The organism is Streptomyces sp. CRN 30 (genome assembly GCF_034105845.1).
The window spans coordinates 98,751-124,715 of sequence record NZ_JAVRHI010000159.1; the positions used below are offsets into that span (position 1 = coordinate 98,751).

Genomic DNA, 25,965 nt, shown 5'->3' on the forward strand with positions numbered 1-25,965 from the left:
CTCTTCTTGACTTCTCTTGACTTCGTCTCCGCCCTGCATGCATCTTAGCGGCCAACCGGCGACCGGTAGCCGGTAACCGACTACTGGGGAGTAACCATGGCGGAGCCGACGGAGAAGCAGGGGTACTGCACGCTGTGCCGGTCCCGGTGCGGTGCCGTCTACACCGTCGAGGGCGGTGCGCTGACCGGGGTGCGGCCCGACCCGGACCACCCCACGGGCGCCGCGCTGTGCGCCAAGGGGCGGGCCGCGCCGGAGATCGTGCACAGTCCCGACCGGCTGACCCGGCCCCTGCGGCGCACCACCCCGAAGTCCGATCCGGACCCGGGATGGGAGCCGATCGGCTGGGACGAGGCGCTCACCGAGATCGCCGGGCGGCTGGGCGGGACCAAGGCGCGGCACGGCGCGGAGGCGGTGGCGTTCGCGGTGACCTCGCCGAGCGGGACGCCGCTGTCGGACTCGATCGACTGGATCGAGCGGTTCGTCCGGCTCTTCGGCAGCCCGAACATCTGCTACTCCACCGAGATCTGCAACTGGCACAAGGACTGGGCACACGCCTTCACCTTCGGCTGCGCCCTGCCGACCGCCGACTTCGCCGCGACCGACCTGGCCGTGCTGTGGGGCCACAACCCGGCCAAGACGTGGCTCGCCCAGTCCGCGGCGCTCGCCGACGCCCGTACCCGGGGGGCGCGGGTGGCGGTGATCGACCCGCGCCGCTCGACCAGCGCGCGGGACGCCGACCACTGGCTGCGGGTGCGGCCCGGCACCGACGCCGCGCTCGCCCTGGGCACGGCACGGCTGCTGCTGGAACGCGGCGCGTACGACGAGGAGTCCGTACGGTCCTGGACGAACGCGCCGCTGCTGGTGCGGGCGGACACCGGGCGGTTCCTGCGCGCCGAGGAGGTCGACGCGGCGTCGGCGGGCGGCGGTCACGTCGTGCGCGACCTCCGTAGCGGCACCTGGCGGGTGTACGACACCCGTTTTCCGGCCGTCCGGCCGGAGGACTTCGCGCTGGACGGCACCTACCGGATCACCACCGTGGACGGGCCCGTCGACTGTGTGCCCGCCTTCCGGCGGTACCGGGACGCCTGCGCGCCCTGGACTCCTAAGCGCACCGCGCGCACCACCGGTGTCGGCGTCGCCGAGCTGAGCGCCTTCGCCGACGCGCTGGCCTCGGCCCGCTCCGTCTCGTACCACGCCTGGACCGGCGTCGGACAGCACGCCAACGCCACCCAGACCGAGCGGGCCATCGCCACCCTGTACGCGCTCACCGGCAGCTTCGACGCGCCCGGCGGCAACGTGGTCTGGCCCCGGCAGCCCCTCGCCCCGGTCACCTCCGTCGGCCAACTCGCCCCGGAGCAGCGCGCGAAGGCCCTCGGGCTCGCCGAGCACCCGGTGGGACCGCCGGCCCAGGGCTGGGTCAGCGGCCGTGACCTGTGCCGCGCCGTCCTGGACGGGGAGCCGTACCGCGTGCGTGCCCTGGTCGGTTTCGGCAGCAACCTGGTGCTCTCGCAGCCCGACCCGCGGCGCACGGCAGAGGCGCTGCGCGCCCTCGACTTCTACGTCCACCTGGACCTGTTCGAGAACCCCACCGCGCGGTTCGCCGACATCCTGCTGCCGGTCGGCAGCCCGTGGGAGCACGAGGCGGTGAAGGCGGGCTTCGAGATCGGGCTGCGCGCGCAGGAACACGTGCAGCTGCGGCCGCGCATGGTGGAGCCGGTGGGCGAGTCGCGGTCGGACACGGAGGTCGTCTTCGACCTCGCGCGGCGGCTGGGACTCGGCGCGGAGTTCTTCGACGGTGACGTCACCGCGGGGTGGGACCACCGGCTCGCCCCGCTCGGGCTGAGCGTCGCGGAGCTGCGGCGCAGGCCCGGCGGGCACCGGCTGCCCCTCCCCCACGCGTACCGCAAGTTCGCGCGGACCGACGAAGCCGGGCATGTCACCGGCTTCGCCACGCCGACCCGCCGCGTCGAGCTGTACTCCGAGCGGCTGGCCGCGTACGGCCACTCCCCCGTGCCCGAGCACACCGACCCCCGCCCCGCCGCCGACGCCCGTTTCCCGCTGCGGCTGACCTGCGCCAAGAACGGCTACTTCTGCCACAGCCAGCACCGCGGCCTCACCTCCCTGCGGCGCCGCAGCCCCGACCCGACCGTGGACATCAGTGCGCGGCTGGCGCTCGCGCGCGGCGTGCGGGAGGGGCAGTGGGTCGAGCTGTCGACCCGTTCGGGCACCGTGCGGATGCGGGCGCGGATCGACCCGGACCTGCACGACGACGTGGTGGTCGCCGAGTACGGCTGGTGGCAGGAGGCCCCCGACCTCGGGCTGCCCGGCTCCGACCCGTTCGACGGGCGGGGCAGCAACTACAACCTGCTGGTGGACGACGACGTGCGCGACCCCGTCAGCGGGTCCGTGCCCATGCGCTCCGGTGCGTGCGAGGTGCGCGCGCTGCCCGTGACGCACTGGACGGGCGGCAAGGAGTTCGTCGTCACCGCCGCCCGTCCCGAGGGACCGGACATCGTCGCCCTCACCCTGGAGCCCGCCGACGGCTCGGCGCCCGGCGACTTCCGTCCCGGCCAGCACGTCACCGTCTCCTTCACCGGACCCGGAACACCGGCCGAGGCGCCCCCGGCCCGCTGCTACTCCCTCACCGGGCCCGCCCGGGACACCGCCCGCACCGGCTACGGCATCGCGGTGCGCCGGGTGCCCGGCGGCGAGGTCTCCGCTCTCGCCCACACCGCCGCGCCGGGCACCCGGGCCTGGCTCACCGCGCCGTCCGGACCGTTCGTCGTCCCCACCGACACGGCCCGCCCCGTGGTCCTGCTCGCGGCCGGCATCGGCATCACCCCTTTCCTCGGCTACCTGGAGACGCTGGCGGTGAGCGGCGGCAGCGTCCCGGAGGTCGTCCTGCACCACGGCAGCCGGGACGCCGCCTCGCACGCGTTCGCCGGCCGGATCGCCGAGCTGCGCCGGCGCCTGCCCCGGCTGCGGGTCCACACGCACTACAGCCGGCCCGGACCCGGCGACCGGCCCACCCACCGTGGCCGGGTCGGCGCCGGGGACGTCGACGCCGGGCTGATCGAGCGCCGCGCCCGCTTCTACCTCTGCGGGCCCGAGGAGATGCTCTCCGAGGTGACCGCCGGGCTCGTCGCGCGCGGGGTGCCGCGCTTCGACGTGTTCGCCGAGAAGTTCCACGCCGCCGCCCGCGCGGTGAGCGTCCCCGACGACGCCCGCGCCACCGTGGAACTGCGGCGCAGCGGACGGCGGCTGACCTGGACCCGCGCCGACGGCACCCTCCTCCGGCTCGCCGAGCGCGAAGGGGTGCGGCTGCCCAGCGGCTGCCGGCTCGGGCAGTGCGAGAGCTGCGCGGTGACCGTCCTCGACGGGCGGGTCACCCACCTCGTCGACCCGCCCGAGGACCTGCCCGACGACCGCTGCCTGACCTGCCAGGCCCTGCCCGTGACCGACGTCCTCACCCTGGACGCCTGACCCCGCGCCCACCCGCATCCCCAACGGAAGAACGCATGCTGCGCATAGACGCCGAACAGACCGTCGCCGCCCTCCCCTTCGAGCGGCTCGTCCCCGCGCTGCGGGACGGGTTCGTGCGCGGGGCGCACAGCCCCGACCGGCACCACCACACCGTCGACACCGAGGGCGACGCCACGCTGCTGCTGATGCCCGCCTGGTCCGAGGGCGGCTTCCTCGGGGTGAAGCTGGTCAACGTCTTCCCCGCCAACGCGGCCCTCGGCAGGCCCGCGCTGTCCTCCGCGTACATCCTGGCCAGCGCCGTCACCGGCGAACACCTGGCGGTCATCGACGGCGACGAACTGACCCGGCGCCGCACCATGGCCACCTCGGCGCTCGCCGCGACCTACCTCGCCCGCCCGGACAGCGGCGTGCTCCTCGTCGTCGGCGCCGGTCATGTCGCCAGCCTCACCGCCGACGCCTACCGCAGCGTCCTCGGTATCCGCACCGTCCTGGTGCACAGCCGCTCAGCGGAGAGCGCGGCCCGGCTCGCCGCCCGGCTGACCGGGCGGGGCGTCGAGGCGCGGGCCGTCACCGACCTGCCCGCCGCGGTCGCCGAGGCGGACATCGTCAGCTGCGCCACCCTCGCCACCGAACCGGTGATCCGGGGCGAGTGGCTGCGGCCCGGCACCCACCTCGACCTCGTCGGCGGCTTCCGCCCCACCATGCGGGAGGCCGACGACACCTGCGTACGCCGCGGCACGGTGTTCATCGACACCCCGCAGGCCGTGCGCGAGTCCGGGGACCTCACCCAGCCCCTGGCGCGCGGCGTCCTCACCCCGGACGACATCCGCGGCACCCTGTCCGGCCTCTGCTCGGGCACGGTGCCCGGCCGGCGGTCCCCGCAGGAGATCACCGTCTTCAAGTCCGTGGGCAGCGCGCTCGCCGACCTCACCGCCGCGACCGCGGTCTACCGCGCCCACGTTCCCTCGCCCGAGATCACCACGTCCCAGGAGTGAGCACCCCATGACCCGGCAGCACGTCCCCCCTGCTGAGCTGGAACACCGTACGGAGCAGTCCGTCACCGACAACGTCTTCGCGCGGGCCGCCGCCCGCAGCGCCGCCTTCTCCGAACGCTGGTTCCCCACCGCGCTGGTCTTCGCCCTGCTCGCCGTCGCCGTCGTGGCCGTCGCCGCGATGGGCATCGGGTCGTCCCCCGCGAAGGTCGCCGACGTGTTCGGCGACGGTTTCTGGGACCTGATCCCGTTCACCATGCAGATGGCGATGGTGGCGATCGGCGGTTACGTCGTCGCCACCGCGCGCCCCGTCCAGCGGGTCATCGCACGGCTCGCCGGGATACCGTCCTCCAACCGGGCCGCCGTCGCCATGGTGGCCACCGTCAGTCTCACCTCCGCGCTGCTCAACTGGGGGTTCAGCCTCATCTTCAGCGGGCTGCTGGTGCGCCGGCTCGCCGAGCGGGAGGACCTGCGCGTCGACTACCGGGCCGCGTCCGCCGCCGCCTACCTGGGACTCGGCGGCAGCTGGGCGCTCGGACTCAGCTCCTCCGCCGCGCAGTTGCAGGCCAACCCCGACAGCCTCACCGAGTCGCTCCTCGACATCACCGGCGTCATCCCGTTCAGCCAGACCATTTTCACCTGGCAGTCCCTCACCCTCGCCGCCGTGGTCATCGTCGTCTGTGTCGCGGTCGCCTGGCTCACCGCGCCGCGCGGCGACTCCGTCCGTACCGCCGCGGACCTGGGGATCGACCCGTCCGACCCGGTGGAGGAGGACCGGCCGCGGACCCGGCCCGGTGAGTGGCTGGAGTACAGCCCGCTGCTCACCTTCGTCGTCGTCGCGCTCGTCGGCGGCTGGGCCGTGCAGGAGTTCACGGCCGAGGACCCGATCGTCGCGATCTCCACCCTCAACACGTACAACCTGCTGTTCCTGGCGCTGGGCATGCTGCTGCACTGGCGTCCGCGGCGGTTCGTCGCCGCGGTGGCGAAGGCCGTCCCGGCCACCGGCGGGGTGCTGATCCAGTTCCCGTTCTACGCCGGTATCGCGGCCATCATGACGGAGGCCGTCAACGGGTCGGGCGACAGCCTGTCGCACTACCTCGCCCAGCTGTTCACCGGCACCGGCTCGGCGGGCCTCTTCCCGCTGACGATGGGTGTGTACTCCGTCGTTCTCGGCTTCCTCATCCCCTCCGGCGGCGGCAAGTGGGTCATCGAGGCGCCGTACGTGATGCAGGCCGCGAACGACCTGCACGTCAACCTCGGCTGGACCGTGCAGATCTACAATGCCGCGGAGGCCCTGCCCAACCTCGTCAACCCGTTCTGGATGCTGCCGCTGCTGGGCGTGCTGAAGCTGAAGGCGCGGGACATCATCGGCTACACGTTCCTGTACCTGGTGGCGTTGCTGCCGGTGGTCCTTGGCCTGCTCACCCTGCTGTCGTCGACGCTTCCCTACACACCGCCGGTCCACCCCTGAGGGCCGCCCGGTTCACCGCCGGGTCCGTCAGGGCTGCGGCGTCCACCGCCAGCCGAGGGCGTGCAGGGCGAGGGCCTGGGCCTTGATCACGGCCCGCAGCTCGCCGGCCTCGGCGACCTCGGAGTAGTCGGCCTGCGCGGTGGTCTGGCCGGGGTGCTTGCGGTAGTAGCCGCTCGGTTCCGCGATCATCCGTCCGGGGGCGACGGCGGCGCAGTTCAGCACGGTGGCGATGGGCTCCCACGCGGGTACCGCCGGCCACCCTCCCAGGGCGAGCAGGAGGGTCCGGCGGACCGTCAGATGGGTGCCGATCACCGGGAACAGGTCGTCGTCGTAGGCGGCGAGCAGCGTCGCGAAGGCGAGCGGGCCCTCGGGCGGGTCGTAGGGGCCGGGGGCGGTCGTGCCGTCGGGCAGCAGGTCGAGGCCGGCCGAGACGCACCAGCCGATCCCGGGGTGGGCCGTCATGGTGCGGATGTCGCGCGCCAGCCCGCCGGGGAGGACGGCGTCGTCCGCGTCGAGGGTGCGTACGAGGTCGCCGGTGGCGCGGGGCAGGGCCATCGTGCGCGCGACACCGGGGCCGCCCCGGCGGGCCGAACCGGGTGAGATCCACGGGTCGTCCGGCAGACCCTTCAGCGGCCGGCCGGACCTGCCGTCCTCCTGCACCACCCAGCGCAGGTCCCAGCCGTCGGGGAGGCGGGACCGCTCGCCCCTGAGGGAGGCGTACGCCTCGTGCAGGTAGGCGTCGCCCCCGGCGTGGACGGGTGTGACGACGCTGATGGTTCGTGTCATGACCTGGGCCCCGGTGTTCGGTGGGCGCCGCGGCGGTGGCCCGTTCCTCCATCCGCCCCTTCGGCGCCTCGGCGATGCCTGCACTCTCTCATCCGGTGATCGCCCGCCGCATCCGGTACCGGGACCCGCGCCGCCGGCCGGTCAGGACAGGAGCTCGATGTAACCGTCGGTTCCGTGGACGCGGACGCGCTGCCCGTCCTCGATGAGCCGCGTGGCGCCCTCTACGGCGACGACGGCCGGCAGACCGTACTCCCGGGCGACCACCGCGCCGTGCGTCATCAGGCCGCCGACCTCGGTGACCAGGCCGGCGATGCCCACGAAGAGCGGGGACCAGCTGGGGTCGGTGAAGGCGGTGACGAGGATGTCGCCCGCCGCCAGGTCGGCCTCGCGCATGTCGAGGACGACGCGGGCGCGGCCCTCGACGGTCCCGGCGGAGACCGGCAGGCCGACCAGGGCGCCGTCCGGTACGTCGTCGCGCCGGTAGGACCCCGAGACGGCCTCGCCGTCGGAGGTGAGCACCCGGGGCGGGGTGAGCGCCCGGTGGGAGCGGTACTCCTCCTCGCGCCGCCGGATCAGCCCGTCGTCCACCCGCCGGGTGCGCACCGCCTCCCGGAACTCCTGGAAGGTGAGGTGGAAGACGTCGTCGCGCTCGCGGAGCACCCCGGCCCCGACGAGCCGGTCGGCCTCGCGCAGCAGGGCCTGCCTGTAGACGTGGTAGCGGCGGACGATGGCGTACTTCGGGTACTCGCGGTAGCCGATGAAGGTGCGGACCCGGTCGATCATCCGCTTGGTCTCGTCGGCCTTCTCCGCGCCGTCGGGCAGGGCCCGCAGCCGGGTCAGTACGTCCTGTTCCTTCTTCAACGCCTCCTGCCGGCCCTGCTCGAACCGCCGCCCGGCGGCGCCCGGTTCGAAGTTCCGTACGTTGTCCAGGATGACGGGGACCAGTTCGGAGGGGCGCTCGCTCCAGCGGGGCCGGGTGATGTCGATCTCGCCGACGCAGCGCATGCCGTACCGGTCGAGGTACCGCAGGACGGCGTCGCGGGCCCCGGCGCCGCCGGGGACGTCGGCGAGCCCGTCGAGGAAGTCGTCGTCCTCGACACCCCGGAGGTAGGCGATCACCTCCGGGTGGGGGCGGACGGCGTCCGCGACGTCGAGGAGTGCCAGTCCCATCTCGGAGGTGATGTTGTCGGGCGCGGACAGGGTGAGGGTGTCGGCGGCGTTCTTCTCGCCCAGCCATTGGCGGAGCTTGTCGTTGAGCCACCAGGTGGCCTCCATGCCCGCCATGATCGCCTGGAAGTTCAGCGGGTCCCGCAGCTCGCGCTTCTGCTCCTCGAAGGCTTCCAGCAGGAAGTCGAAGAGCGCCGGGCCGGACCTCGTCGCGATGTCGCGTGCCAGCGCGGCGACGGCCGCCTCGCTGCGCTCGATCAGCCCGGCGACGATCGCGGGGTCGGTGGGAAGGGGTTCGGGGGCGGGCGGGGTCGGGCCGGGGGCGGCCGGAGCCGCGTCGGGTGCCTCGGGCAGCGGGGGGAGGAAGCCCTCGTGGCCGAGGACGGTCTCCAGCGCGTCCCGGGTCAGCGGGTCGGAGGTGTTGGCGGTGTCCAGGAGGGCGGCGCGGCCCGCGGCCGAGGCGAGGCGCTCGGTGACGTCGACGAACAGCCGTCCGCCGGCCTCGTGCATCGGCACCATGGCGGTCAGCTGCCACATGGACAGCCCGAGGGCCTTCATGGGGTCGGTCATCATCTGCTGGTGGCCGACGGACATGTAGACGTGGTTGCCCCCGTCGGCGGCGTACGGCACGGGGAACAGCGTGGTGACCGGCCGGCTCTGGACGATCTGGAAACCGTCGTCGTCCAGGCACCACTCGATGTCCTGCGGACGGCCGAAGCGGGCCTCGATGCGCCGCCCCAGTTCCACCAGCCGCAGCACCTGCGGCCGGGTCAGCGACGGCTGCTCCCGCCGGAGGGCGTCGACCGGCACCTCGCGCACACCGCCGCCGGTGAGGGGCTGGACGGCGCGCTCCTTGGCGGCGATCGTCTCGGCGACCACCTCGCCGTCGCGCACGGTGAACACGTCCGGGTTGACGATGCCGGAGACCAGCGCCTCGCCGAGGCCGAACCCGGCGTCCACCTTGGCGACCTTGCGGTTGCCGGTGACGGGGTCGGCCGTGAAGAGGATGCCGGACGCGGCCGGGAACACCATCCGCTGGACGACCACGGCCATGTGCACCGTGCGGTGGTCGATGCCGTTGTGCCGCCGGTAGGCCACCGCGCGTTCGGTGAACAGTGAGGCCCAGCACCGGCTGACGTGCCGCAGGACCGCCTCCGCTCCGATGACGTTGAGGTAGGTGTCCTGCTGTCCGGCGAAGGACGCGGTCGGGAGGTCCTCCGCCGTCGCGCTGGAGCGGACGGCGCAGGCGGCGTCCGCGCCGAGCCCGGCGAGGGCGCGGGTGATCTCCGCCGCGAGGTCGTCCGGGAGCGGCAGTTCCTCGATGCTCCGCCGGATCTCCGCGCTGAGGGTGCGGGCCCCGTCCCGGTCGCCGGGGTCCAGCAGCGACAGCCGGCTGAGCTGTGTGCCGATCGCGGGGGCCTGCGCCACGACCCGCCGGAAGGCGTCCGTCGTCACGCAGAACCCGGCCGGTACGCGGACGCCGTCGATCCGGGTCAGCGCCCCGAGGTGCGCGCCCTTGCCGCCGACGACCGCGGTCTGTGTCTCTTCGATCTGTTCCAGATGCCGTACGTACTGCACGTCCGCCCGCACGTGGTGCCCTCGTCTCTCCCGGCTCGTCGGCCGGGTCAGTGGCTCAGGCCGCCGATTGTGCGGGACGGGTGGGGCCTTGCCGCAAGCCCCCCGGTGCGCTATAAGTTAAGAGTGGCGAGGAGAGGGTTCTCCTCGCTTTTCCGTTGTCCGGCCGAGCGGACGCGGAGCGAGCCGTGCGCGGTGGACGGCTGTGATTGACTGATCCGCATGGCTCCGTCCCCGCACCCGCCCGTCCGGCCGTGACCGCCGATCCGGTCACCGCCACCCGGCCCCGCAATCGCAAGCAGCTCATCGTCGAGGCGGCCGGCCGGGTCTTCAGCGAGCGCGGTTACCACGCGGCGTCCATGGAGGAGATCGCCGCCGGTGTGGGCATCACCGCGGCGGCCCTGTACCGGCACTTCCCCAACAAGTACGCGCTGTTCGCGGAGTGCGCCCACGTCATGGCGGACGGGCTCGTGGCCGCGCTCGACGAGGTGCCGCCCGGCGCGGACCTGACGGACGTGCTCACCGCCGTCATCCGGGTCACCGTCGCGCACCGCGCGTCGGGCGGCGTGTACCGGTGGGAGGCCCGGTACCTCGAACGCGAGGACCGGCTGCGGCTCAAGGCGAAGTTCGGGCGCGTCGTCGAGCGGGTCGACGAGGCGGTGCAGCGGGAGTGCGCCCTGCCCGACGAGCGGCTGCGGGCCGTGGCAGTCCTCGGCGCGGTCGGGTCGATCACGATGCACCACACGTCGATCGCCCAACGCCGGGCGGAGGGGCTCCTGTCGGCGTCCGCGTCGCGGGTGGCCGTGACCGATCCCGCGGTGCCGCTCGCGGGCGCGCGCCCCGTCGACCTGCCCGCCCGGCCGGTGGCGCGCACCCGGCGGGCCGAGATCCTCGCGGCGGCCATCCCGCTGTTCGCGCGGGACGGGTTCGCCAGTGTCACCAACGGCCAGATCGCGGAGGCCGTGGGCCTGGCCCCGTCCGCGCTCTACCGCCACTACTCCGGCAAGGTCGACATCCTCGCGGCGGCGTGCGCCCAGGCGGCGGGACTGCTCGCGCAAGGGGTGGAGCAGAGCCTGCGTGCGGTGTCCGGCCCGCGGGACGCGATCGTCGCGCTGGCGGCGACGTACGTGGCCTACTGCTTCGAGTACACCGCCCTCAACAGTGTGGCGGAGGCGGAGGTGGCCGGGCTGCCGGCCGAGCTGCGGCGGTCCCTTGTCCTCGCGCAGCGCGAGCACATCGCCGTGTGGGAGCAGCAACTCCGCTCGGTGCGGCCGGAGCTGGATCCGCGTCAGGCCCGGGTGCTGGTGCACGCGGGGTTCGGCGTGGCGGTCGAGGCCGGGCGGCGGCTGCGGTGGCGGGACGGTCCCGGGCACCGGGACGCCGTGACGGCGCTGCTCGTGGCGGCGCTGGGGATATGACACAGGCTTCGAAGACGGCGGCGGCCGGGCGTACCGCGCCGGGACGGTCGCGGCCGGGTGTACCGCGCCGCTGCCGCCGGGGCAGGAGCCGCGGCGGCAACGGTGCGAGCGGGAGGCCGCTCAGCCGGCGGCCCGGTTGCCCGTGGGGATCGTGATGGGGGTGGTGGTCGTGGAGGTTCCCTTGTTGAGGAACAGCATGGCCAGCGCGCGGATGAACTGGTCCACCATGTAGAAGGTGCCGGGCATGATCGGCGACAGTCCCTCGCGGAAGAGGATGTACGCCGGCCAGGCGGTGCGTACGAGGGCGGCCGCCGCGTAGTCGCGCTTGAGCCCCAGCCAGTCGCCGACCTCGTCGCTGAGGACGTAGCGGGCGAACTCGTTGAGGAAGCCGCGGGTGACGCCGAGGTCTACCTCCGACACCAGACCGAGCAAGTACTCGGCGAGGTCGACGCCCTCGGTGGTCGGGGCGAGGATCGGGGTGAGGACCTGGGCTGACTGGGCCTTCGCGGCGGCCCAGGTCTGCGGGATGTACTCGTCCGGCACGCCGAGCAGGTGGATGGCGACCTGCCAGGAGTGCAGGAACGCCTCCTGGTCCGCGGCCGGGTACGGGATCTTCCACTCCAGCAGTTTGCTGTGCACGTAGGTGCCGAGGCTGTGGAAGGTGACCAGGATGTCGGCGGCGCTGATCGGGATCTGCTGGTCGGCGCCCTGGGTCCAGTGCGGTGACTGCGGCAGCAGGTGGCGCACCGCGGCGTGCACCAGCCGTGTCTTGTTGGCGGTGACGACGAACTGGCCCGTCGGCTCGAACGCCTTCAGCTGCGACAGGTCGTAGCCGAAGGTGAACGTCTTGGCCGCGCGGTCCTTCATGTCGGCGCCGCCCGCGGACCAGTAGACGCTCCGGGCCTCACGCGGGATGACGGTGCTCATGATGCCGCTGCCGAGGCCGTACAGCATGAACAGGTAGGTGTCGCGGCGGCGGTTGAAGTCGGCGGCGCGGGTCAGCTTGGCGGTGTCGGCCCAGGACGGCAGCTTGTTGTACTGCCGCAGGTGGGCGGTGAGTTCGGCGGGGAAGGCGCCGGGCAGCGCGTCGCCGTTGTTCACCCACTTCGCCATGGCGGTGTTGACCGACGGGACGAGGCCCTTGTCGAGCAGGGCGGCCATCAGCGGATCCGTCGCGTCGTCCCAGACGTACTCGGGGTCGGCTCCCGCACCGGCACCGGCCACCGAGTCCGCCGCCGGCCACGCCCATGCCTTGGCGGTGCCCGTCACACCGACGAGGCCGAGCGCGGCGCCGAGGGACAGGACTCTCCGCCTGTCAAGATTCTGCATTGACTTACCCGCTTCCCTGATAGACCAGACGACGCGGAGCGCCGTATCCGACGTGCGAGTTGCGCGTTCCCCGTGGCTACGATCTTGTTAAGGGATGTGATTCCTCATTAACATAGCGAGGAGCGTTACCGGCGGCAACGGTCGGGACCGATGTCGATACCACGGGCCTGTGGGAAGCAGGCGCGGTCCGCTGGACGGTCAGGCCGCGCCGCCGTTGGAGAACAGGACCTGGCCGTTGATCCAGCGGCCCTCGGGACCGGCCAGGAAGGCCGTCGCCCGTGCGATGTCCTCGGGGGTGCCGAGCCGCTCCAGAGGGGAGGCGGCGGCGATGCGGTCGACCAGCTCCGGGCTCTTGCCGTCCAGGAAGAGCGGGGTGGCGGTCGGGCCGGGGGCCACGGCGTTGACCGTGATGTCCCGGCCGCGCAGCTCGCGGGCGAGGATCAGGGTCATCGCCTCGACCGCGCCCTTGGTCGCCGCGTAGGCGGCGTAGGCCGGCTGCTGGAGCCGGGTGACCGAGGTGGAGAAGTTGATGAGGGCGCCGCCGCGGCGCAGCCGGCGGGCGGCGAGCTGCGAGACGACGAAGGCGCCGCGCACGTTGACCCGGTGCATCCGGTCGAACGCGTCCAGGGACATCTCGGCCACCGGCGCGAGCAGCATGATCCCGGCGGTGTTGACCACCACGTCCACCCCGCCGAAGTGCTCCTCGGCCGTGTCGAACAGGGCCGCCATCGCCACCTCGTCCGCGACGTCGCCCCCGGCGGCGACGGCCTCGCCGCCGGCCTCGCGGATCGACGCCACGACCTCTTCCGCGCGCTCCGCGCCGCCGGAGTAGTGCACGACGACCGCCGTGCCGCGCTCGGCGAGGGCCCGCGCGACGGCGCCGCCGATCCCGCCCGAGCCGCCGGTCACGATCGCCACGCGGGTACGGGCGGCGGACTGGTCGGTGCTGGTCATCATGGTCTCCTCAGATTTTGTGGACTACTAGTACACTAACAGGATGCAGACCGGCGGTCCATATGTATGTGTGCTGCCGGTCCATATAATCGGTCGCGGGTCGCGGGTCGCATCGACGTGCCGACGTGCCGACCCAACGACGCACCGGACGAGGAGGAGTACATGGAGCCGACGGACCCCGGGGATCCCGGCGCGCTCAAGCCGGGCCGCGGCCGCCGCCGTGCGCAGGACGTCCGCCGCGCGACGCTGGCCGCGGCGGCGGAACTGCTGCTCACCGAGGGGGTCCACGCCCTGACCTTCTCCAAGGTCGCGGCCCGCGCCGGCGTCAGCAAGATGACGCTCTACAAGTGGTGGCCCTCCCCCGGGGCCCTCGCCTTCGACGCCTACTTCGACGCCTTCGAGGAGACCCTCGCCTTCCCCGACACGGGGGACGTCAGGGCCGACCTGACGACACAACTGCACGCCTTCATCGACCTGCTGAACCGCAACGGCCCCGTCATCTCCGGGATCGTTGGCGCCGCCCAGGGCGACCCCGACCTGGCCGAGGCGCTCTCCACGCACTACGTCACCCAGCGCCGCCGCCTCGCCGTCGAACGCCTCGCCGTGGCGCGGCGGGCCGGTCAGATCCGCGAGGGCGTCGATCTGGAGACCCTCGTCGACCAGCTCTGGGGAGCCGCGTACCACCGGCTGCTGATGCCCGCGCAGCCCCTCACGACGGAGTTCGCGGACCGGCTGATCGCCCATCTGTTCCTGGGGATCGCCCCGGACCCGGCGGACGGCGCGGGCTGAGCGGCTACGGCAGTCGACGCCCCGTCAAGACTGCCCGGTCCGGGCAGTGATCCATGACGGGAGCGGGGCGAGCATGTGTGCGCGGGCTCCTCGGGGGTGCCCGCACCGGACGTCCGCACCGGACATCCGCACCGCGAGGAAGGCTCACCCATGAGATCCACCCGTACCGCCCTGACCGTCGCGGCCGCCGGTCTCTCGTCGGCGCTTCTCCTGGCCGCTCCGGCCACCGCCGCTCCGGCCTTCGCCGCGCAGCCGACCGGCACCGCGTCCGCCACCGGTGCCGCGGCGACGGCCGCGGCCCAGGGGGACTCGGCCGCGGACGGCGCGGACGACCAGGTCGAGGAGGACCGCGTCGCCACCTTCCGCATCCTCGCCGTCGCCCGGGAGAACGACGACGAGGCCGTCGCCGCGGCGGCGACCGCGGCCCTGGAGGACGGCTCGCCCGAGGCACTGCGCGCCTTCCTGGAGACGGGCTACCCAGCGGCCCAGTTCGAGGACGACCGCTTCGCCGCCTTCCGCATCCTCGCCGTCGCCGAGCGGAACGACGACGTGGCGGTCAAGGCCGCGGTCGTCGCCGCCCTGGAGGACGGCTCGCCCGAGGCGCTGCGCGCCTTCCGGGTGACCGGGTACCCGGCGGCCCAGTTCGAGGACGACCGTGTCGCCGTCTTCCGCATCCTCGCCGACCCGGCCATCAGCAGCGCGCTGCGCGAGGCGGCGGAGCAGGCGCTGGAGGACGGAACGCCGGAGGCACTGCGGTACTTCCGGCTGTACGGACAGTACGAGGTCGACTGAGGCTGAGGGAGGGGGACGGAAGGGAGGGGGACGGAGGGAGACGGGTCGGCGGGTGCCCCGTGCCGCCGATAATCCGACAGGCGTACAGCACCGTCCCCCGATCCGGGAATCCGTGATCGTTCCACAGGTCCGTGCCGCCATGCTGGAGACGCCGCGCCGCGCGCCGGTGTTCTCTTCCGCTGCTGGTACTCGACCTGTGGGTGGTCAATGACGCACGCACCTCACCGTGGACCGGGCCCGGACGGCCGGGCCGTCCTCCTCCTGGCCGGTCTGGCCGATCTCGCCGTGAGTACGGCGGGGTCGGCGTTGGGCGCCGTACGGGGACTGCTGCGCCGGTCCGACGCCGCCGACCTCGCCCGCGACGCCGAGTGCGAACTGGCGGCGCGCGGGCGGCTGGTGCTCGACCGGTACGCGTCCGCACCACCCGCCCACCTGGAACTCCTCGCCCGGCACACCCTCACCCGGCGGCCCCCTGCGGGCGACGATGTCTGACCGCTGGGAACCGGCGGCCTTCAAGGAGCGGATCGACGCGGTCCTCAGCGCCTTCCTGGCCGAGGAGGCCGATCGGCTGCTCGACGTCGACGAGGAGCTCGCGCCGGTCGCCGAGCAGCTCGAACGGGCAGCCGGACACGGTAAACGCCTGCGGGCCGCGTTCTGCTACTGGGGCTGGCGCGCGGCCGGCCAGCCCGACAACGACGCCCTGCTGCGGGCCGCCGCGTCGATGGAGCTGGTGCACGCGGCGGCCGTCGTCCACGACGACCTCATCGACGACAGTCCGCTGCGCCACGGTCTGCCCACCGCGCACCGCGCCCTGCGGGAACCGCTGCGGGGCCGGCCCCGCGCGCGACGCGCCGCCCGTTCGCTGGCGCTGCTCGTCGGTGACCTGCTGATGGCGCTGGCCGGCCAGCTCTTCGCCACGAGCGGTCTGCCCGCCGCGTACCTGGCGCGCGCCCGTCCGCTGTGGGCGGCGCTGGCGCGGGAGCTGATCGCGGGCGAGTGCCTGGAGATCCTGCACACCGGGGGCCGTCCGGACACGGCCGTGTCCCTGCGGGTGATCCGGTACAAGACCGCCAAGTACACCGTGGAGCACCCCCTGTTGATCGGCGGGCTGCTGGCCGGTGCGGAGACCCGGCTGCGGGAGGGGTTCTCCGCCTACGGGCTGCCGCTGGGCGAGGCGTTCCAGCTCCGCGACGATCTGCTCGGGCTCTTCGGCGACCCGGGCCGCACCGGCAAGGCGGGGCTGGACGACATCCGCGCGCACCGGCCCACCGCCCTGCTGGCCGAGACCTGGCAGGCCGCCGATGCTGCCCAGCGCGAGGAGCTGCGCGGGGTGCTGGGACGGCGCGGCCTCGACGCCGACGACCTGACCCGCGTACGCGCCCTGATGCGTGAGGTGCGGGCGCCGGAGCGGATCGAGCGGATGATCCGGGCCCGGGTGGAGGACGCCACGCGGAGCCTGGACGGGCTGGACCTGCCGGCGCACGCGCACCGGGCGCTGACCGCTCTGGCGTCGGCGGCCACGGACCGCCCGCACTGAGAACAACGGAGGACATGCCCCATGACGCACGACCTGACGCACGACCTGACGTACACCGACGCCTCGATGGACGCGCTGCGCCAAGGTGGTGACGAGCTCGCCGACGCGGTCGTCGCCACGCTCTTCGAACGGGGGGAGGTGGGGAAGTTCAACTCGCTGATGCGCTACGTCTCCACCAGCGGGCAGGAGTTGCCCGACGGCCTGCCGGAGGTCGCCCGCGAGTATCTGGAGACGACCGCCGCGCCGCCGGACTGGGTCGACTGGGCCGAGATGGAACGGGCCCGGCTGTTCTTCATCGACAACAACGTGCACATCTCCACCGCGCTGTCGTTCGCGTCCATGCCCGCGTGCTACGTCGTCCCGCACGTGGCGAAGCTGCTGTCGGCCACCCACGGTCTGGACTATCCCTCGAAGCGGATGGCGGAGACGGGGCAGTTCACCGTCCACCTGATGCGGCCGGACGCGTTCGAGGCGGGCGGCCGGTTCGTCCCGGCGGCGCAGAAGGTACGGCTGCTGCACGCGTCGATCCGCCACCACCTGGTCCGCGAGGACCGCTGGGACGTCGGTGCCCTGGGCGTGCCGATCTGCCAGGAGGACATGATCGGCGGGCAGATGTTCTTCTCGCTGCTCGTCCTGGACAGTCTGCACCGGCTCGGCATCCACATGAGCACCGAGGGCGCCGAGGCGTACTTCTACGCCTGGCGGGTGGTCGGCGCGATCCTCGGTGTCGACCAGGACGCCGCGCCGAGGACGCTGGAGGGAGCGCGGCGCTTCCTCGACCTGTACATGGTGCGCCACATGGGTCCGAGCCAGGAGGGCGCGCAGCTCACCCGGCAGTTGATCGACCTGTACGAGGAGGTCGTGCCCGGCACCTTCTTCGACCCGATCGTCTCCGCTCTCGTCCGCCATCTCGTCGGTGACACGTGCGCCGACTGGCTCGAGGTGCCGCACACCCCGTGGGACACGGTCGTCAAGGCGGTCCCCCACCTCCTGGGGGTTCTGGAGACGATCGAGGACCGCTCTCCCCTCGGCGCCTGGGCCCTGGACCGCCTGGGCCACCTCACCACGGTCTTCGAACTGTCCTCCCTCACCCGGGGCCGCGTCATGCACTACGCGATCCCGGAACAGCTGAAGAAGGAGTACGGCGTCGCGGGCACCGTGCCGCGCACCCGTCGCTGGACCCCGCCCGGGGCGACCGTCAGCGGGTGATCAGGTCGGTGAAGCGCCGGGTGTCGATGTTGCCGCCGGAGGCGATGACGCCGATCCTGCGCGGCTGTCCGCCCAGGTGTCCGCGGAGGACGGCGGCCAGGGCGGTGGCGCCGCTGGGCTCCAGGACGATCTTGAGACGTTCGAAGGCGAACCGCATGGCCCCGACGATGTCGTCGTCGGTGACCAGGGCGATGGCGTCGACCAGGCGCCGGTTGATGGGGAAGGTGACCGCGCCGGGGGTGGGCAGGGCCTGGCCGTCGGCGATGGTGCGGGGCACGGGAACGGTGACGCGCTCGCCGCTCTCCAGGGAGCGCTTGGTGTCGTCGCCCGCCTCGGGTTCGACGCCGACGACCCGGAGGGAGGGGTGCGCTGCCTTGGCCGCGGTGGCGCTGCCGGCGATGAGTCCGCCGCCTCCGACGGGCACGACCAGGGCGTCCAGCTCCCCCGTCTCCTCCAGCAGTTCGAGAGCCGCCGTGCCCTGCCCGGCGATGACGTCGGGGTGGTCGTAGGGCGGAACGAGGGTCAGTCCGCGGTCGGCGGCGAGGGCTTCGCCGAGCGCGACGCGGTCCTGGGTGTAACGGTCGTAGGTGACGATCTCGGCGCCGTACCCGGCGGTGGCCTCCCGCTTGGAGCGGGGGGCGTCCTCGGGCATGAGGACGACGGCGGTGGTGCCCAGTTCGCGGGCGGCCAGCGCGGTGGCCTGGGCGTGGTTGCCGGAGGAGTAGGCGGCGACACCCCTGGCGAGCCGCGCGGCGGACAGCCGGGCGACGGCGTTGTAGGCGCCGCGGAACTTGAAGGCCCCGACCCGCTGGAAGTTCTCGCACTTGACGAACACCTCCGCGCCGGCCAGGGCGTCGAGGGTGCGGGAGGTGAGGACGGGGGTGCGGTGGGCGACTCCCGCGAGGCGGGCGGCGGCTTCGCGGACGTCGTGCGGTGTGACCGTGGGTGCGGTGGGCATGGCGTATCCCTTGCGGTGTGGGTGCTCTCGGCGGGGCGTCGCGGCGGACCGCCGACCGGTCAGTCCGTCACGTCTGCCAGCAGGCGGGCCACCAGGCCGTGGGCCCACTCCTCGGTGAGGGGCAGGCCGGTGAAGAGGGCGCGGTAGTAGAGCGGGGCGATCACCGCGTCCGAGGTGTGTTCCACGCCGGGCGGCCGTCCGCCGCGGGCCCGGTCGCGTTCCAGGATGGCCGCGAGTTGCTGCTGCCGGTCGGCGCTGCACGCGGCGGCGCCCTGCTCCCCGCCCGTGCCGAGGGTGACGCGGATCAGGGCGAGGGTGTCCGGGTCGGCCAGGTCCTTGGCCAGGGCGGCCGCGAACCGCTCCAGGTCGCCGCGGAGACCGCCGGTGTCCGGGACCACGAAGTCGCCGGCGAAGCGGCTGGTCGTGACGTCCGCGAGGAGTTCGCCGACGGAGCCCCAGCGGCGGTAGACGGTGGTGGCGTGCACACCGGCGCGGGTGGCCACGGCCGGGATGGTCAGCGGCTCGGCCGCCTCGTCGGCCACCAGTGCCTCGACGGCCCGGTGCACGGCCGCGCGGACCCGGGCGGAGCGTCCGCCGGGCCGGCTTCCGGTCGCGGGCGGGGGTGATGTCGCAGAGGTCGGAGTCGCCATACAGCGATTGTCGCACTGATCACTGCGTTACCGGGTGGCAACCACCCCCTCGCTAAAGCAGTGATCGCTGCGACATTAAATCAGCGATCGCTGCGTTTGTGGTACGTTCGAGCCCTTAAAGCAACGATCACTGCGAGGCTTGTATGTCCAAGACACCGCTGGACGTCCCGCGGCGGGGCACCTTCCCCGCCGTGGCGGCCGTCTTCGTCGTCTTCCTGGCCGCGTCCGGCGTGCCGTCCCCGCTCTACCCGGTCTACCAGCAGCGATGGCACTTCTCCGCGTGGGTGCTGACCGTCGTCTTCGCCCTGTACGTGGTCGGTCTGCTGGGCTCGCTGCTCAGCGCCGGCGCGCTCTCCGACCACCTCGGCAGGCGGCCGGTGCTGGGCGCGGCCATCGCGCTGGAGATGATCGCGCTCGTCCTCTTCGTCACCGCCGGGAACGTGTACGTCCTGGCCCTCGCCCGCGTGTTGCAAGGCGTCGCCACCGGCGCGGCCACCACCACCCTGAGCGCCGCCCTGGTCGATCTCGAACCTCCGCGCGCCCGCGGTCTGGCGGGCGTCCTCACCTCGGTGGCACCGCTGAGCGGCCTCGCCCTCGGCGCGCTCGGCTCCGGTCTGCTGGTGGAGTACGGGCCCGCCCCGACCCGGCTCGTCTACGCGCTGCTGCTCGTCGTCTTCGCGTCGGCCGCCGTCGTCGCCCTGCTGATGCCGGAGACCTCACCGCGCCGCCCGGGAGCGCTCGCCTCCCTGCGGCCGCGCGCCGCACTCCCCTCCCACCTGCGCGCGGACGTCGTCCCGGTGATACCGGTCATGGTCGCCGGGTGGGCGCTGGCCGGGCTGTACCTCTCCCTCGGCCCGTCCGTCGCCTCCGGTCTGCTGGGCCTGGAGAGCCACCTCGCCGGCGGTGCCCTGGTGACGCTGCTGACCGGCACCGGCGCGCTGGCGGTCGCCGCGCTGCGGTCGCGGCCCGCCGCCTCGCTGCTCGTTCCCTCCACCGCGCTCCTCGGGACCGGCGTCCTGGCCTCGCTCGTCGGCATCATGGCCGGGCTGGTCTGGGTCGCCGCCGTCGGTACCGTCGTCGCGGGCGTCGGCGTCGGCGGCTCGGCGCTGGCGACGATGGGCACCTTCGCGCGGGTCGCCCGGCCCCACGAGCGCAGCTCCGTCTTCGCCTCCGCCAACGTCATCAACTACCTGGGCAACAGCGTGCCCGCCGTCCTCGGGGGCGTCGCCGTCACCGCGTGGGGGCTGCGGACCGCCACCGAGGTCTACGCCTCGGCGATCGTGGTGGTCGTCGCGGGCGCGCTGGTCCTGCGGCTGGCTCGGCTGCGCGCCGAGCGCCTCGCCGAACGCCGCGCCGTGGCGGTTCCGTGCGGCTGAGCGGCGGGGCGGCTGAGCGGCGGGGCGTGCCGGTGACAGGCGCCCACCGCGCCGTTGCACCGATCGCGTGAACAGCCGCCGGGGAGGTGTCCGGTCTCCGGCCGGGCGGAAACGTCGTGGGAGGAGGCGGCCCCGCCGGCGTCGGGCGACGGCCGATCGAGGTGGGCGCCGGCCCGCCCGGCGGCCGAAGGAGGAGCCCGTGAGCAGCGAGCCGACCGGCCCCGCACCGTCCCGCGCGGACGGAGGGACCGAGAAGAAGACGGACGACCGGAGCATCCGCCGCAGACAGAACCGGGTGGCGGGCATCGCCACCCTCGGCGGGTTCCTGTTCGGCTACGACACCGGCGTCATCTCCGGCGCGCTGATCTACATCTCCTCCGACCTGAACCTCAGCTCCACCGAGCAGTCGGTGGTGGTGAGCTGTCTGCTCGCCGGAGCGGCGGTCGGCGGCACGTTCGGCGGGCGCGTCTCCGACACCCTCGGCCGCAGGGCCGTCATCCACTGGGCCTCCGTGCTGTTCCTCCTCGGCACGGTGGGCAGCGTGCTGGCGGTCGACATGGCGATGATGGTCGCCGCCCGCGTGGTGCTCGGACTGGGCGTGGGCGCCGTGTCGGCGGTGGTGCCCCTGTACATCGGTGAGATCGCCCCCTCGGAGCGGCGCGGACGCCTGGTCAACCAGAACGAGGTCATGATCGTGACCGGTCAGCTCGCGGCGGCGGTCGTCAACGCCGTGATCGCCGCCGTGACCGACAGCGACGAGGTGTGGCGCTGGATGCTGGCCGTGGCCCTCGTACCGGCCGTGGGGCTGTTCGTCGGCTGCCGCTTCCTGCCGGACTCGCCGCGCTGGCTGATCGGGCACGACCGCGCCGAGGAGGCGTCCCGTGTACTGCGCGAGCTGCGCGATCCGCGTACGGCCGACGAGGAGTACGGGCACATCAAGGACATCTTCGACGCCCACCGGCACGACACCAGGGTGGAGCCGCGCCGGTACCTCACCGTCCGCTGGGTACGCGTGCTGGTGCTGCTGGGCGTGGGCGTCAGCCTGTGCCAGCAGCTGGCCGGGGTCAACGCCGTCGTCTACTACGCCCCGACGGTGCTGGCCGACTCGGGGCTCGGCACCGACGCCTCGATCACCAGCGACATCGCGATCGGCGGCATGGGCGTCGCGGCGACGCTGATCGGCATGTACCTGGTGGGCCGGGTGGACCGGCGGCCGATGCTGATGACGGGGCAGCTCGGCGTCGCGGCGTCGCACCTTCTCGTCGTGGTGCTGTTCACGGTGGTCAGCGGCACCGTGATGAGCGTCTCCGTGCTGGTCGCGATGGTCGTCTTCGTCTTCTTCCAGCAGTGCTTCATCTCGACCGTCACCTGGCTGGTGCTGTCGGAGCTGTTCCCCATGCGCGTGCGCGGGTTCGCGATGGGCATCTCGGTGTTCTTCCAGTGGACGGCCAACCTGATCGTGTCGCTGGCGTTCCCGAACGTCATCGACGCCTTCGGGCCGCAGGCGGCCTTCGGGAGTTTCGTGGTGCTCAGCCTCCTCGGCTTCACCTTCACCCGGTGGCTGCTGCCGGAGACCCGCGGGGAGTCCCTGGAGGACCTGGAGCGGCGGCTCAAGGCGCGGTACTCCTGAACCCGCCGGTCGGGCCGGGTGTTAGATTCCCGGTCATGCGTCCCGGAAGTCCGCGGCTCTCCTCTCGTCTGACCGCCGCCCGTGAGCAGGCTTTCATCGGTCGCTCGCACGAACTGTCCCGTTTCCGCGCCGTGCTGGCGGCGGACCCCACCGCGCCGTCCGTGCTGTACGTACACGGCCCCGGCGGGGTCGGCAAGTCCGCTCTGCTGAGGCGCTGTGCCGACGAGGCGCTGGCCGCGGGGCGCCCGGTGGTACGGGTCGACGGCCGGCGGACCGACCCCTCCCCCACCGGGTTCGCGCTGGAGGCCGGCGCGGCCGGGACGGACGTACCGGCCGTGCTGCTGGTCGACGCCTTCGAGCACTGCCAGGGCCTGGAGGACTGGCTGCGGGAGACGTTCCTGCCCGAACTCCCCGTGGGATCGGCGGTCGTGGTGGCCAGCCGGCTCGCGCCCACCCCGCACTGGGTGCACGACGCGGCCTGGCAGGGAATCCTGGAGGTGCTGCCCCTCGCCGCGCTCGACCGGGACGACGCGAGGACGCTGCTGGCGCGGCGCGGTGTGCCGGAGAACCTGCGGGACGCCGTGTCCGCCTTCGCCGGCGGGCACCCCTTGGCGCTGAGTCTCGCCGCGAGTGTCGCGCTCACCGAGTCCTCGACCGCCGACGACTGGGCGCCCACCCCGGACGTGATCACCGCGCTGCTCACGTCGCTCGTCGGTGAGCTGCCCGCCGGTCACGAGCGGCTGGCCCTGGAGACGGCGGCGCACACCCTCGTCACCACCGAGGGTCTGCTGCGCTCCGTGGTGGGCGAGGAGCACGCCGCCCGGATGTTCTCCTGGCTGCGCGGCCTGCCGTACGCCGAACTCGGCCGCCACGGGCTGTTCCTGCACGAGACCGCCGCCGAGGTCATCGACCGCGACCTGCGCTGGCGCGACGCCCAGGGGTACGAGCGGATGCACCGCGAGGTGGGCCACCACCTGCTCCAGCGGGCGCAGACAGCGCCCGAGGAGGAGGCCATGGCGGCCATCCGGGCGCTGACCCACCTCAAGCGGTACGGTCCGATGGGGCCGTACTTCACCGGCATCACCCGCGAGGGTGACGTGTACGAGGCGCCGTTGCTCCCCGGCGACCACGACACCGTCGTGGCGATGACCGAGGAGACCGAGGGCGCGCGCTCCGCGCGTATCGTCGCCCACTGGCTGGAGCGGCACCCCGAGGGGTTCTGGGGCTACCGTTCGGCGCGTACCGGGGAACTCGTCGCCTTCATGACCTGGCTGCGGCTGACCGTCCCCGGCGAGGGCGCCGAGGAGGACCCGGTCGCGGCGGCGGCCTGGCGGCACGTGGCCGCGGTCGCCCCGCTCCGTCCCGGCCAGCACCTGCTGATGTCCCGGTTCATGGTGTATCCGGCCGACTACGGCGGCATCTCCACGGTGGGACACCTGATGCAGCTGCGGATCTGCCGGGACTGGATACGTTCCCGGGGCCTGGCGTGGTCGTTCATCGTGTCCCCGGACGCCGCCCTGTGGGACGGTCTGATGCACCACCTGGGGCACCGGCAGGTGGCCGAGACCGGCTGGGACAACGGCCGGGTGTTCACCACGTACGGCTGCGACTGGCGGGTGACTCCGCTGGAGATCTGGTTCGACCGCACCCAGCCGGGCGCGCTGCACTCCGGTCCGCCGGGCGGGGCGCCGGAGGTCCCCGTCGTCGCGCTGGACGGCGAGGAGTTCCGGGCGGCGGTCCGCGACGCGCTGCGCTCCGTGCTGAGACCGACCGCGCTGGAGGGCAGTCCGCTGCTGCGCACCCGGCTGCTCGCCGAGCGCGCGGCGCTGAGCGAGACCGAGCCGACCGACGTGCTGCGGTCCCTGCTGGCGGAGGCCGTGGAGCGGCTGAAGGACGAGCCGGAGCACCGCAAGGCACGGCAGGCGCTCTACACCACGTACTTCCAGCGGGTGCGGACCCAGCAGGGTGCCGCGCAGCGCCTCGGGCTGCCGTTCAGCACCTACCGCCGTCATCTGGCGCAGGGCACCGCCCTGGTCTGCGACGCGCTGTGGGAACGGGAGCGGGCGCTGGGCGCGCTGGACTGACTGAGCGTTTCGCCCTGTGGGCGCGACACCGCGCGGAAGGGCGGCGGGCCCGCCCTCATGGACGCTGACAGCTCACCGGCTCCCTTCCTACTGTCGGCCGGGTGAGCCTTTGGACCTCCTTCGAACCCGCTGCCGCGACCGTCGACCCCGGTGCCGACGCGACGGTACGGCTGCGGCTGCGCAACACCGGCGACATCGTCGACGAGTACCGTCTCGAACCGGTCGGCGACCTCGCGCCGTGGACGACCGTGGAGCCGCCCACGCTGCGGCTCTACCCCGGGACGACCGGGACCGCGCTGCTGACCTTCGCCCCGCCCCGCGGTCCGGAGGCCGCCGCGGGGCCGCACCCGTACGCGCTGCGGGTCGTCCCCACCGCCCAGCCCGGGGCGACGACCGTCGTCGAGGGGGTCATGACCGTCACCTCCTTCGTCGAGGTGCGGGCCGAACTCGTGCCGCCCACCGTCAAGGGCTGGTTCCGGGGCCGGCCGCGGCTGGCCGTCGACAACCTCGGCAACACCCCGCTGACCGCGTCGCTCACCGGCTCCGACCGCGGTGCCGAGCTGGGCTACGAGCTGACGCCCGGCAACGTGCGGATCGAACCGGGCCGCGCGGCCTTCGTCCGGGTGGCGCTGAAGCCGCGCGGCGTCATCTGGTTCGGGGCGAAGGAGGAGCGGCTCTACTCCCTCCACGTGCACCGCTCGGGTGCCGAACCGCACACCGTGGACGGGTCGTTCGTGCAGCGCGGTGTTCTGCCCCGCTGGCTGGCCACGTGTCTGGGGATGTCGGTGGCGCTCGGCGTCGCCTTCGTCGCCCTGTGGTTCGGCTACCAGCCGCAGGTGCGCAGTCTGGCGACCGAGCGGACCGAGGAGGTCGCCGCGGACCTCCTGCCCGGTGCCGTCCCGTCGCCTTCGGACCCGGCCGGTACGAAGGCACCGCTGGTGAGCCCGGACGCGCTGCCGGGCGCGGCCGGGGAGCAGGACGGGGACGGCGGCCCGGGGGCGGCCGGCGGCGAGGGCTCCGGCTCGTCCGGCGGCTCCGGGACATCGAAGGCGGACGGCGGTCAGGACACCGGCGAGCAGGGGGCCGCGGCGGGGCCGCTGCCGTTCCGCGCGGGTGACGGCCCCAACCTCTTCGTCCAGTTCGCGCAGGTCAGGATGGCCGGTGCGAACGCCTCGGACCCGTGCCGGCTGACCGCTCCGGTGCGCAGCGGCGTGATGGACGCGGCGACGGTCGCGGCGGTCGCGTGTTTCCAGAAGGCCAGTGACGCCCGGTACGACGGGGTCACGGTCGCGTCGGACGGCGCGGGCAACCTGGGCCGGTCCACGATGACGGCGCTGCTGATGGCGCACTTCGGCACCAGTACCTCCTCGGTCGGGCCGGGAGCCGACAACCCCGACGTCGTCTGGATGAACAGCGTCCTGCTGTGGGCGGACAACGTGCAGTACGACGGCGCCGACATCGACGCGCTGGAGTCCTGGGTGACGGCCGACATCCACTACCTCCGCAGCGCGGACGGCCGGGCGAGCGCCACCGCCGACGACGGCTTCGCGCAGCGCGTCGCCTCCTGTCAGCGGGCGCTGGGTCTTGAGGCGACCGGTGAGGTCGACGCCGCGCTGTTCGCGGCGCTGCACGCGGGCCGGGTCAAGGACCAGGACCAGCCCGGCCAGGTGACCGCCGAGAACTTCCCGCCCGCGCCGACGGCCTGAGCCCGCGCTCCGGCCTTCCCTGTTTTCTTCACCACCCGACTTTTCTTCACCACCCGACG

The 25,965-nt window shown here is 73.4% G+C and carries 19 protein-coding genes; 13 read left to right on the plus strand and 6 right to left on the minus strand.

Annotation, left to right across the window (positions count from 1 at the left end):
- The first annotated feature begins 96 nt into the window (after nt 1-96).
- Genes UW392_RS15875 through UW392_RS15885 form a run of 3 tightly spaced genes read left to right on the plus strand, consistent with a single transcriptional unit; the run spans nt 97 to nt 5,946 of the window.
- Nucleotides 97-3,483 (plus strand): molybdopterin-dependent oxidoreductase, encoded by a 3,387-nt coding sequence (locus UW392_RS15875; RefSeq protein WP_320775645.1) that lies wholly within the window; start codon nt 97-99, stop codon nt 3,481-3,483.
- Nucleotides 3,484-3,518: 35 nt separating this feature from the next.
- Complete coding sequence (locus UW392_RS15880) at nt 3,519-4,478, plus strand: ornithine cyclodeaminase family protein (RefSeq protein ID WP_320775646.1); 960 nt, start codon at nt 3,519-3,521, stop codon at nt 4,476-4,478.
- 7 nt (nt 4,479-4,485) lie between these two features.
- The gene (locus UW392_RS15885) at nt 4,486-5,946 is read left to right on the plus strand and encodes a short-chain fatty acid transporter (protein ID WP_320775647.1); all 1,461 of its coding nucleotides are present in this window, start codon (nt 4,486-4,488) and stop codon (nt 5,944-5,946) included.
- 27 nt (nt 5,947-5,973) lie between these two features.
- Here the strand turns inward: UW392_RS15885 and UW392_RS15890 are convergent, their stop codons facing one another.
- The gene (locus tag UW392_RS15890; RefSeq protein ID WP_320775648.1) at nt 5,974-6,732 is read right to left on the minus strand and encodes a glycosyltransferase; all 759 of its coding nucleotides are present in this window, start codon (nt 6,730-6,732) and stop codon (nt 5,974-5,976) included.
- Between the two features lie 141 nt (nt 6,733-6,873).
- Nucleotides 6,874-9,489, minus strand: coding sequence for a rifamycin-inactivating phosphotransferase (gene rph / locus UW392_RS15895; RefSeq protein WP_320775649.1), 2,616 nt, complete (start codon nt 9,487-9,489; stop codon nt 6,874-6,876).
- Nucleotides 9,490-9,728: 239 nt separating this feature from the next.
- Between rph and UW392_RS15900 the strand changes: the two genes are divergently transcribed.
- Nucleotides 9,729-10,892: a TetR/AcrR family transcriptional regulator gene (locus UW392_RS15900; protein ID WP_320775650.1), complete on the plus strand. Its 1,164-nt coding sequence runs from the start codon at nt 9,729-9,731 to the stop codon at nt 10,890-10,892.
- A gap of 120 nt (nt 10,893-11,012) precedes the next feature.
- Here the strand turns inward: UW392_RS15900 and UW392_RS15905 are convergent, their stop codons facing one another.
- Entirely contained in the window at nt 11,013-12,221 is a 1,209-nt protein-coding gene (locus UW392_RS15905) for an oxygenase MpaB family protein (protein WP_320775651.1), read from the minus strand.
- 198 nt (nt 12,222-12,419) lie between these two features.
- Nucleotides 12,420-13,175 carry an SDR family oxidoreductase gene (locus UW392_RS15910; protein ID WP_320775675.1) on the minus strand — a complete coding sequence of 252 codons (756 nt, stop codon included), beginning with the start codon at nt 13,173-13,175 and terminating at the stop codon, nt 12,420-12,422.
- A 162-nt stretch (nt 13,176-13,337) separates the two neighbouring features.
- On the opposite strand from UW392_RS15910, the gene UW392_RS15915 reads away from it, so the two are divergent.
- The 5 genes from UW392_RS15915 to UW392_RS15935 all read left to right on the plus strand — a co-directional run bounded on the left by UW392_RS15915 (nt 13,338) and on the right by UW392_RS15935 (nt 17,502).
- Complete coding sequence (locus UW392_RS15915; RefSeq protein WP_320775652.1) at nt 13,338-13,964, plus strand: TetR/AcrR family transcriptional regulator; 627 nt, start codon at nt 13,338-13,340, stop codon at nt 13,962-13,964.
- 150 nt (nt 13,965-14,114) lie between these two features.
- Nucleotides 14,115-14,756 (plus strand): ALF repeat-containing protein, encoded by a 642-nt coding sequence (locus UW392_RS15920; protein ID WP_320775653.1) that lies wholly within the window; start codon nt 14,115-14,117, stop codon nt 14,754-14,756.
- A 207-nt stretch (nt 14,757-14,963) separates the two neighbouring features.
- Nucleotides 14,964-15,248 carry a polyprenyl synthetase gene (locus UW392_RS15925; RefSeq protein ID WP_320775654.1) on the plus strand — a complete coding sequence of 95 codons (285 nt, stop codon included), beginning with the start codon at nt 14,964-14,966 and terminating at the stop codon, nt 15,246-15,248.
- Nucleotides 15,241-16,293 (plus strand): polyprenyl synthetase family protein, encoded by a 1,053-nt coding sequence (locus tag UW392_RS15930; protein ID WP_320775655.1) that lies wholly within the window; start codon nt 15,241-15,243, stop codon nt 16,291-16,293. The genes UW392_RS15925 and UW392_RS15930 overlap by 8 nt, the downstream gene beginning before the upstream one ends.
- Before the next feature lie 45 nt (nt 16,294-16,338).
- Nucleotides 16,339-17,502, plus strand: a complete 1,164-nt coding sequence (locus UW392_RS15935) for an oxygenase MpaB family protein (RefSeq protein WP_320775676.1) — start codon at nt 16,339-16,341, stop codon at nt 17,500-17,502.
- On the opposite strand, the gene UW392_RS15940 is transcribed toward UW392_RS15935, so the two are convergent.
- Nucleotides 17,492-18,460 (minus strand): threo-3-hydroxy-L-aspartate ammonia-lyase, encoded by a 969-nt coding sequence (locus tag UW392_RS15940; RefSeq protein ID WP_320775656.1) that lies wholly within the window; start codon nt 18,458-18,460, stop codon nt 17,492-17,494. The two genes, UW392_RS15935 and UW392_RS15940, sit on opposite strands and share 11 nt — an antisense overlap.
- A 59-nt stretch (nt 18,461-18,519) precedes the next feature.
- Entirely contained in the window at nt 18,520-19,110 is a 591-nt protein-coding gene (locus tag UW392_RS15945) for a TetR-like C-terminal domain-containing protein (protein ID WP_320775657.1), read from the minus strand.
- A 143-nt stretch (nt 19,111-19,253) separates the two neighbouring features.
- Between UW392_RS15945 and UW392_RS15950 the strand changes: the two genes are divergently transcribed.
- From UW392_RS15950 to UW392_RS15965, 4 genes are all read left to right on the plus strand, one after another.
- Nucleotides 19,254-20,486, plus strand: coding sequence for an MFS transporter (locus tag UW392_RS15950; protein WP_320775658.1), 1,233 nt, complete (start codon nt 19,254-19,256; stop codon nt 20,484-20,486).
- Nucleotides 20,487-20,685: 199 nt separating this feature from the next.
- Nucleotides 20,686-22,116 (plus strand): sugar porter family MFS transporter, encoded by a 1,431-nt coding sequence (locus UW392_RS15955; RefSeq protein ID WP_320775659.1) that lies wholly within the window; start codon nt 20,686-20,688, stop codon nt 22,114-22,116.
- Between the two features lie 35 nt (nt 22,117-22,151).
- A complete protein-coding gene (locus UW392_RS15960) occupies nt 22,152-24,200 on the plus strand; it encodes an ATP-binding protein (protein ID WP_320775660.1) in 2,049 nt (682 codons plus the stop codon).
- A 101-nt stretch (nt 24,201-24,301) separates the two neighbouring features.
- On the plus strand, nt 24,302-25,906 hold the full coding sequence (locus UW392_RS15965; RefSeq protein ID WP_320775661.1) for a peptidoglycan-binding protein: 1,605 nt from the start codon (nt 24,302-24,304) through the stop codon (nt 25,904-25,906).
- The last annotated feature ends 59 nt before the right edge of the window (nt 25,907-25,965 follow it).

What these genes read in the sequence shown, in the direction of transcription:
- UW392_RS15950 (WP_320775658.1), top strand. Translation starts at nt 19,254, where the DNA reads ATGTCCAAGACACCGCTGGACGTCCCGCGGCGGGGCACCTTCCCCGCC.
- UW392_RS15885 (WP_320775647.1), top strand. Translation starts at nt 4,486, where the DNA reads ATGACCCGGCAGCACGTCCCCCCTGCTGAGCTGGAACACCGTACGGAG.
- UW392_RS15910 (WP_320775675.1), bottom strand. Translation starts at nt 13,175, where the DNA reads ATGACCAGCACCGACCAGTCCGCCGCCCGTACCCGCGTGGCGATCGTG.
- UW392_RS15905 (WP_320775651.1), bottom strand. Translation starts at nt 12,221, where the DNA reads ATGCAGAATCTTGACAGGCGGAGAGTCCTGTCCCTCGGCGCCGCGCTC.
- UW392_RS15880 (WP_320775646.1), top strand. Translation starts at nt 3,519, where the DNA reads ATGCTGCGCATAGACGCCGAACAGACCGTCGCCGCCCTCCCCTTCGAG.
- UW392_RS15945 (WP_320775657.1), bottom strand. Translation starts at nt 19,110, where the DNA reads ATGGCGACTCCGACCTCTGCGACATCACCCCCGCCCGCGACCGGAAGC.
- UW392_RS15930 (WP_320775655.1), top strand. Translation starts at nt 15,241, where the DNA reads ATGTCTGACCGCTGGGAACCGGCGGCCTTCAAGGAGCGGATCGACGCG.
- UW392_RS15915 (WP_320775652.1), top strand. Translation starts at nt 13,338, where the DNA reads ATGGAGCCGACGGACCCCGGGGATCCCGGCGCGCTCAAGCCGGGCCGC.
- UW392_RS15890 (WP_320775648.1), bottom strand. Translation starts at nt 6,732, where the DNA reads ATGACACGAACCATCAGCGTCGTCACACCCGTCCACGCCGGGGGCGAC.
- UW392_RS15875 (WP_320775645.1), top strand. Translation starts at nt 97, where the DNA reads ATGGCGGAGCCGACGGAGAAGCAGGGGTACTGCACGCTGTGCCGGTCC.
- UW392_RS15960 (WP_320775660.1), top strand. Translation starts at nt 22,152, where the DNA reads ATGCGTCCCGGAAGTCCGCGGCTCTCCTCTCGTCTGACCGCCGCCCGT.
- UW392_RS15925 (WP_320775654.1), top strand. Translation starts at nt 14,964, where the DNA reads ATGACGCACGCACCTCACCGTGGACCGGGCCCGGACGGCCGGGCCGTC.
- UW392_RS15920 (WP_320775653.1), top strand. Translation starts at nt 14,115, where the DNA reads ATGAGATCCACCCGTACCGCCCTGACCGTCGCGGCCGCCGGTCTCTCG.
- UW392_RS15940 (WP_320775656.1), bottom strand. Translation starts at nt 18,460, where the DNA reads ATGCCCACCGCACCCACGGTCACACCGCACGACGTCCGCGAAGCCGCC.